This window comes from Salinibacter sp. (assembly GCF_036626415.1).
Taxonomy (GTDB): Bacteria; Bacteroidota; Rhodothermia; order Rhodothermales; family Salinibacteraceae; genus Salinibacter.
The window spans coordinates 1-7,261 of sequence record NZ_JAZKRW010000140.1 but is presented as its reverse complement, the minus strand read 5'-3'; the positions used below and the strand labels follow the sequence as shown (position 1 = coordinate 7,261).

General features: G+C 63.9%; 9 protein-coding genes. 3 read left to right on the top strand and 6 right to left on the bottom strand.

Annotated elements, in window-relative coordinates:
• Positions 1–1,120: class I tRNA ligase family protein (locus tag V5A20_RS12270; RefSeq protein ID WP_332316736.1), on the bottom strand; the 1,120-nt coding region annotated here is incomplete at its 3' end.
• A gap of 258 nt (positions 1,121–1,378) precedes the next feature.
• Here V5A20_RS12270 and V5A20_RS12265 point away from each other — a divergent pair.
• On the top strand, positions 1,379–2,032 hold the full coding sequence (locus V5A20_RS12265; RefSeq protein WP_332316735.1) for a metal-dependent transcriptional regulator: 654 nt from the start codon (positions 1,379–1,381) through the stop codon (positions 2,030–2,032).
• Positions 2,033–2,207: 175 nt separating this feature from the next.
• The gene (locus V5A20_RS12260; RefSeq protein ID WP_332327457.1) at positions 2,208–3,569 is read left to right on the top strand and encodes a putative manganese transporter; all 1,362 of its coding nucleotides are present in this window, start codon (positions 2,208–2,210) and stop codon (positions 3,567–3,569) included.
• A gap of 12 nt (positions 3,570–3,581) precedes the next feature.
• Here V5A20_RS12260 and V5A20_RS12255 read toward each other — a convergent pair whose 3' ends face one another.
• From V5A20_RS12255 to V5A20_RS12230, 5 genes are all read right to left on the bottom strand, one after another.
• Complete coding sequence (locus tag V5A20_RS12255) at positions 3,582–3,902, bottom strand: DUF971 domain-containing protein (RefSeq protein ID WP_332316733.1); 321 nt, start codon at positions 3,900–3,902, stop codon at positions 3,582–3,584.
• 216 nt (positions 3,903–4,118) lie between these two features.
• On the bottom strand, positions 4,119–4,325 hold the full coding sequence (locus tag V5A20_RS12250; RefSeq protein ID WP_332316732.1) for a DUF4926 domain-containing protein: 207 nt from the start codon (positions 4,323–4,325) through the stop codon (positions 4,119–4,121).
• 62 nt (positions 4,326–4,387) lie between these two features.
• Entirely contained in the window at positions 4,388–4,846 is a 459-nt protein-coding gene (locus tag V5A20_RS12245) for a hypothetical protein (protein ID WP_332327456.1), read from the bottom strand.
• Positions 4,847–4,903: 57 nt separating this feature from the next.
• Positions 4,904–6,187, bottom strand: a complete 1,284-nt coding sequence (locus V5A20_RS12240; protein WP_442978405.1) for an AAA family ATPase — start codon at positions 6,185–6,187, stop codon at positions 4,904–4,906.
• 78 nt (positions 6,188–6,265) lie between these two features.
• Positions 6,266–6,412, bottom strand: coding sequence for a hypothetical protein (locus V5A20_RS12230; protein WP_332327455.1), 147 nt, complete (start codon positions 6,410–6,412; stop codon positions 6,266–6,268).
• 199 nt (positions 6,413–6,611) lie between these two features.
• On the opposite strand from V5A20_RS12230, the gene V5A20_RS12225 reads away from it, so the two are divergent.
• Complete coding sequence (locus V5A20_RS12225; protein WP_332327454.1) at positions 6,612–6,959, top strand: hypothetical protein; 348 nt, start codon at positions 6,612–6,614, stop codon at positions 6,957–6,959.
• Positions 6,960–7,261: the final 302 nt, after the last annotated feature.

Below are 7,261 nucleotides of genomic sequence, written 5' to 3'. Positions count from 1 at the left end.
CCATCTCCACGAACCACTGCCGCGAGATGAGCGGCTCGATCACCGCCTCCGACCGTTCGGAAATGGGCACACTCATCATGTAGTCCTCGACCTCCACCAGGAGGCCCTCCTCCTCCAGGTCCTCCACGATCTGGTCGCGGGCGTCAAACCGGCCCATGCCCTCGTAGGGCCCGCCGTTCTCGTTGATGGCCCCTTTGGGACTCATGATGGTAATCTTCTCCAGGTCGTGGTCCTCCCCAATCTCGAAATCGGTCTCGTCGTGGGCCGGGGTCACCTTGAGCGCGCCCGTCCCGAAGTCGCTGTCGATCCGGTCGTCGGCGATGATCGGCAGTTCACGCCCCAGAAGGGGCAGGATCGCGGTTTTGCCCACGAGATGCTCATACCGCTCGTCGTCGGGACTCACGGCAATCGCCGTGTCGCCGAGCATCGTCTCGGGCCGGGTGGTGGCGATGGTCACGGACTCGTCCTCCGCGTCCTTCAGCGGGTACCGGACGTGCCACAGGGATCCCTCGCGCTCCTCGTTTTCGACCTCCTCGTCGGAGAGGGCGGTCTCATTTTCGGGGTCCCAGTTCACCAGGTAGTCGCCGCGGTAGATGAGGCCCTCCTCGTAGAGCTGCACGAAGACCTCCTGCACCGCCCGCGTGAAGCCTTCATCCATCGTAAAGCGCTGGCGGCCCCAATCGCAGGAGTCCCCCAGCGTGCGCTTCTGGTCGAGGATGAGACCGCCGTACTCCTCCTTCCAGGCCCGGACCCGCTCCACGAACGCCTCGCGGCCCAGGTCGTGGCGGGTCTTGCCCTCCTTCTCGCGCAGGTTGTCTTCGACGGCGTTTTGCGTGGCGATGCCCGCGTGGTCGAGGCCCGGCATCCAGAGGGTCTCGTCGCCCTTCATGCGGTGGATGCGGGTGAGGGCATCCTGGATGGAGTCCTGCAGCGCGTGGCCGATGTGCAGCCGCCCGGTGACGTTGGGCGGCGGCATCATGATGACGTGCGACTCGGCGTCGCTGTCGGCGTCGGCCTCGAAGAAGCCGTTGTCTTCCCAGTATTGATACCACTTGTCCTCGATGTCGGAGGGATCGTAGGCCGTGCTCATCGAGGCCAGGGCCGGGGCGTGGTCGGGCATGGGTCGGGGCGTGCTCTCAGAAAGCTGTGGCGCAACGGGCCGCCCGCAGTCAAATGCAGCGGCGCGCACGGTTAACGTAGCGGGCACCGGTGAGGGATGCCGGACTCGTTCGTGCTATTTCCATTGAATTTGACACCGACGGATCAGATCCAACCGCCCTCTCTTCTCGCCCCGCGCCTCGTGCCGTCCGGTAACATCTCCTCCCCCCGGACGTACCAACAAGTGTCAAATTTTCCTCCCACCTTGGTGTCGTCCGTCATGCGGAGCCCATCGATTGAGGACTACCTCAAGACCCTCCACAAGCTTGAAGAGCAGGGGGGCGCGCCCGTGTCGACCGGCGACCTCGCGCAGGCGATGGACGTCTCGTCGGCCTCGGCGTCGAACATGATCAAGCGGCTCGACGAGCTCGGCTTTCTGACGTACGAGGCCTATGAGGGCGCCACGCTCACGGAGCCCGGACGCACCGTGGCCCTGGAGGTCCTCCGCCATCACCGCCTGCTGGAGCTGTACCTGAAGGAGGTGATGGGGTTTTCGTGGGATGAGATTCACCAGGAGGCCGAGATCCTGGAGCACCACATCTCCGAGCGATTCGAGGACCGCATCGAGGAAATGCTGGGCCACCCTGAGCGCGACCCCCACGGCCATCCCATTCCGGCCCGGGACGGCTCCGTCGATGCCCTTCCCACCCGGTCGCTGGCGGACCTTCACGAGGGCGATGCGGCGTCGATCGATCACATCGCCGACGAGGACGGCGAGCTGCTCGAGCTGCTCGAACAGCGGGGCCTGCTGCCGGGCGCGCCCGTCGAGGTCGTCGACGCGCGCCCACTCGATGGGCTGCTCGTCGTGGCGGTCGATGGCGCAGAGCAGGTCATCGGGCGGCCCGTGGCGCAGAAGGTGGTCGTCGAGTCGTAGCCCTTGAGAGACGCACGAAACCGTGCGTGGGTCCGCCGGGCCCGTTTCTTCGCGGAACGATTTAGTCTTGGCTAAATTATCTTGTTGCTCGGGAAAACTGAGAGACGGCTCGTCCACAATACGGGCGCGCTCCGTTCCCGACAGTTCCGTCTGGCCTCGACACCACGCCCGCCCCATGACGCCCCAGGACGTTTTCGACATCTTGATCGTCTCGCTCCGAGACGGGTTTGTTCAAGTCAGCGCGTTCGTCGCGGTGACGGTGCTGCTGTTCAGTTACCTCCAGTACCGAACCAGTGGCCGAATCGTCACCTTTCTCAAGAACCACAAGCGCATGCAGCCCATCGCCGGGGCGCTGCTCGGCCTCACGCCCGGCTGCGGGGGGGCCATCGTGGCCATGCCGCTCTACGTTCGGGGCACCATCAGCTTCGGGTCCGTCGTGGCGACCCTCGGTGCCACCGCCGGCGACTCCGCCTTTGTGATCCTCGCCATCGCGCCCGGCGCCGGCCTTTACGCCTACGGGCTGGCGTTCGTGGCGAGCGTGGCGTTTGGGTACGCCATCGACGTCTGGGGACTGGGCGTCGGGCGTATCGACGACGCGGTGGAAGCCGTCGCCGCCTCCATGAGCCGGGGCCGCGTCGCCACGACCGGCGTCGCCACCGGTGGGCCCGGCGTGCCGACCGCTCCCCCGCAGAGGGACGCCGCCGACCGCCCCCCAGCCCCCGCTTCATCCCCGACGGCCTTCCACTCCAGTTCGCCTCGCCCCGACACCTCGGAGCAACCCCAATCGGCCGAGGCAGCTCCACCTGGCACGACTGCCCCTTCCCCCAACCCTCCCCCGGTGGATTCTTCAGCGACGGGCCGGACGGACCGTCTGATGAGCATCATCAGCCACGGTGTGCACCTTCTCTGGTGGGGCGTGGCCGTTGCGGGACTGGGGGCGGGCGTCATGTATTTGGTTCGGGGCGCGCCGGACGTGGCCTTGGAGGTTGCCCCGACCTTTTTCGGGCTCTTTACCGTCGCCGGTCTGCTGGGCACCGCGCTCTCATTCTACCTGTACTTCGTCGGCCGACACTACATGGGCGAGGAGGACGCCGACCGCGTCCGTGAGCGCTTTGGGAGCGCCTACGAGACCTTCGAACACGCGGCCCTGGAAACCTCGATGGTCACGGTGTGGGTGATCGCGGGCTACCTCCTCTACGAATACACGATGGGCGTCTTCTCGCTCGACCTCCGGGCCCTGTCCGCAGCCGCCGGCGTGGGCGCTCCCCTCGCGGGCGCGGCGCTGGGGCTCGTGCCCGGCTGCACGCCCCAGATCATCTTCGCGCAGCTCTACGCGGTGGAGGAGGTCATCCCCTTTTCTGCCCTGGCGGCCAATGCCATCAGTCAAGACGGGGATGCGCTGTTTCCGCTGATGGCCATCGACCTGAAGGCCGCCCTCATCGCGACCATTTACACGACCCTCCCGGCGCTCATCGTGGGGACGCTCGTGTACTATCTCTGGCCCTTCGCCCGCTTCGGCTTCGGCGTGCTCGGGTAGGCGGGATGCCCTTCACTCCCCCGGCGGCTGCAGCTCGCGCAGGCGGTCCCACCGGTAGATGCCGCCGCTGTGCCCGTCGTCCCATGTGATGCGCAGCCCCACGCGGCCCGCCTTCTCAATCTGGACATTTTTCCAGCGGTTCTTCTGCCGGAAGATGTGGAGGAATCCGGGCTTGGGGATGCGCTCGACCTTTTTTCCTTCGCACTCGGCACACGGGCACGCCTCCCGAAGCCCGTCGAGCGGAAAGACGGACGCATGCCCATCGGCCCACTCGATGTTGAGCCGCTGCATCTTGACGTCGAGCGAGACGCGTTCGGGGGGCGGTACGTCCATGGGGCGCTAAGGGGATTTTTGGTGTGGGGGGACAGGCCTCCGAGACTGGCCGGCAGGGTCACCGTGACACCTGTCCGCGCGTGCAACATTCAGAGCGCGTGCGGACAGGGAGCATTCCCAGGGGCCTCCGCCCGTTCCGTTAGACGTCTCACGCGGCCTCCGTGGCCCGAGCGATCTCTCCGTCCTTGGCCGGGCGCACCTGATCGGGGCGCACTCCTAGAGCACTTCCTCGCTTCGCTCGGGGCGCAGGTCGACCACCGCGCGGGTCTCCCCCGTCAGATACGTAAACTCCGCCGTGTACCCTTCTGGACCTGTGTAGTCGCCCTCGGGGTGGTGCACCATCACGATGGTTCCCAGATCCCCGGCGCTCAGGCCGTGTTCGGGCAGGTCTTCCGCCAGTACGAAGCGGTCCAGTTCATTCATCATTCGATGGGATACGCCGTGACACATCGTGGAAACGATTCGCCGGTTCGGATCATCGAAAATCAGATTTGAGGACCTCGGTCGTAGCTGGCGAGGTCTTCGTCGAGGGCCCAAATGAATACACGACGAGAGGGGTGGCGATCGCACTCATCACGAAATGCCTCCACAATGGACATATCCCCGAAACCTACTTCCTGCTCGGCATAGTTGGGAAACTGTGCCAGCCATCGCCGGAGCTCGTCCTCCTCGTTTATGTCCGTAGGCGTGAACGGATTTTCGCCTCGAAGGGCCAAATCAACCTGCTCCCCAAACCGTTCAGCGGCGTTTCGTCGCTGGCGACCATCCCCATTCTGGGCGATGTGATTACCTGTTTCGTAAATCGTTGCGAGCGGCAACAATAATGTCGATCCACTGTCAATCAGTTGCTCGAGCCGATCAAGAACCTGATCTCGATCCTGGCAGAGGTTGGGCACCTCGAGGATATTGCAGAACACGGAGGTGTCAACGATACAGATGCTCATTGGAGGGGGCATCCGATTTAGAGGAGCATCGGATCGGAACGGGGGCCGATCGCCGCTTCATTTGATGGATTCCAGCCAGGCCTTGTCCTTCTTGCGCTGCTCTTCCGGGTCGGACTGATCGTGCAGATACTGCTCAATGATGCCCCGAGTCATGAGGCGGCCAAGGGGACCGCGGGCCACGAGGTCCGGGTACTTGCGCAGGTCTTCCAATCGGACGAGGCGACTGTCACCCTCTTCAGGATCGCGGTAGCAACAAACCACGTGGGGAACCGACGCGTCGGGAAGGGAATCGAGAAGCGCAGGATTGTGGCTCGTGAGGATGACGCGCAGATTTCGTTCTTCGGCAATGCGCTGGATGTTTTCAAGAAGCATCCCAGCCCGGCTCGGGTGCACACCGTTGTCAATCTCCTCAATGGCAATCAGAGAGCCTTCCGGCGCCGAGAGGACCGCCGCACCCACAGCCAACACGCGAAGCGTGCCATCCGAGAGAATAGGGGCATCCCAAGCCTTCTCTCGTCCTCCGAAGGATTCCGTCAGTTCAACCATCACCTCGCTTCGCGGGGTTTCGATGAAGCTGATGTCCTGGAAATCCTGTTCGGGGAGGGCCTCGATAAAATCTAAAATCTCCTCCTTCCGGGGTGCATCCTTGCAGAGATTATAGAGGACGCCCGATAGATTTCGCCCATCGCCGACCAGTTCCGTCTCATTTGCGAAGCTGTATTCCCGCATGCGACGGGGCTCCGGATCAAGGAAAAGAATCTCCCCGAGCGCACGCCGAAATCGATCGGTGATGTCGGGAATTTTTTCTTGTGCTTCTTCCGTTCCAAACCGGGACGGCGTGTCGAGTTGAGTGAGAATTGCCCGCTGATTGGAGCACGCAATCTGTGGTTTCCGCCCTCCTCGGGCAAAGTTGTTGTAGGCGACCTTCACTTCGTAGCCGTATTCGTCCGGGGAGTGCACGATCTCGTAGAGCGGGACTTTTGAGTGGTCCCCGTAAATGCTCTCCTCCACGATGTACAGGTCATCCCCTTCAATCTGAAGGGTCACCTCCAAGTGCTCCCAAGGACTCGTGCTCGTTAAGGAGCATCCCAGAGAAAATGAATCAGTACCGTGATACCCTAAAGTATCGAGTGACCCTCGAATAGTGACATCGTCTTCTTGGACAGCACGAAGAGCATCATCGAGCCGCTGTCCTTTGGAGAGCCACGAAAGAAATCGAACCCCTTCGAGCGCGTTGCTCTTGCCAGAAGCATTTGTCCCAATGAGAAGCGTAAGCGGGGCTAGGGGGAATTCAGCCTCCCGATAGCTCTTAAAGTTCTCGTATCGGAACTCGCTAAACATGGACCTTCGGTTCGATCGGGAGAGATGACGTGTTGATGGTCTACGCTGCTCTGCTTGGCTTGTTGGTGCTTTTCTCTACTACGTCGCATACGCCCCCTCCTCGGTTGCCTCCACATGCCCCAGCGCTTCGAGCGTCTCCAGCAGCTCCTGCACATCGGACCGGCGGGCGCGGTGGAAGTGCTGGGCCACCTGTTCGACGGTGAGCGGGGCGTCCGCGTGGGTCATGACGGCGCGGACGGCTTTGGCGCGGGGGTGAGGCCGGAGGGCCAGTCGAGGGGCTCGGCGGGGGCGCCGTCGCCGCCCACCTGCACGTCCAGCTCCAGCTCGGCCTGCGTCTCGACGGTCTCGGGGGCCTGGTACGCCGGACGCAGCCCAAGACTACTTCCTCCCTCGCTATCGCTCGGTCAGGGCGCACGTAGCGGACGTGGCCTTCCTCTTCCTCCGCCCGCCGCTCGGCGTTGAGGGCAACGAGTCGCTGCAGGATCGTCTCCTCGGGCAGCCCGGCGTCCCAGCCGTACGCGGCGGCCACGGCGGCGTCCAGCTCGTCGTGCAGTTCTTTGAGGACGCCGACCAGCCCCTGCTCGTGGATTTCGCACTCCTGCTCATCCAGGTCCTCCCGGGCCCCTTGCGGGTCATCCTGTTTCAGGGCGCGGCGCTCCTTCTTGAGCACGTTGTAGAGCGCGGTCATCGTCAGGTCGTCGTGGACGCCCGGGCGCCCTTTGCAGTGCGCGTCCAATTGCGCCCCGAGGTCGCGGATCGTGGCCTTCTGTGACTCCGTGGCCGCCGGGACAAGGATGGGGCCACCTCCCCCATCGACCTGTTGCAGGCCCCTGCATCACCGCACATGCGAAATGAAGACGAGTCCTCCCGGAAGCCGCCGCCCGTTTCGCTGGACCTCTCACGCGGGCTTCGTGGCCCGAGCGATCTCCCCGTCCTTGGCCGGGCGCACCTGATCGGGGCGCAGGTCGACGACCGCGCGCGTCTCGCCCGTCAGATACGTAAACTCCGCCGTGTACCCCTCTGGACCTGTGTAGTCGCCCTCGGGGTGGTGCACCATCACGATGGTTCCCAGAT

Bases quoted from the DNA above. Each gene is read 5' to 3' on its own strand.
- V5A20_RS12245 (WP_332327456.1), bottom strand. From the start codon at position 4,846: ATGAGCATCTGTATCGTTGACACCTCCGTGTTCTGCAATATCCTCGAG.
- V5A20_RS12230 (WP_332327455.1), bottom strand. From the start codon at position 6,412: ATGACCCACGCGGACGCCCCGCTCACCGTCGAACAGGTGGCCCAGCAC.
- V5A20_RS12260 (WP_332327457.1), top strand. From the start codon at position 2,208: ATGACGCCCCAGGACGTTTTCGACATCTTGATCGTCTCGCTCCGAGAC.
- V5A20_RS12240 (WP_442978405.1), bottom strand. From the start codon at position 6,187: ATGTTTAGCGAGTTCCGATACGAGAACTTTAAGAGCTATCGGGAGGCT.
- V5A20_RS12250 (WP_332316732.1), bottom strand. From the start codon at position 4,325: ATGAATGAACTGGACCGCTTCGTACTGGCGGAAGACCTGCCCGAACAC.
- V5A20_RS12265 (WP_332316735.1), top strand. From the start codon at position 1,379: ATGCGGAGCCCATCGATTGAGGACTACCTCAAGACCCTCCACAAGCTT.
- V5A20_RS12255 (WP_332316733.1), bottom strand. From the start codon at position 3,902: ATGGACGTACCGCCCCCCGAACGCGTCTCGCTCGACGTCAAGATGCAG.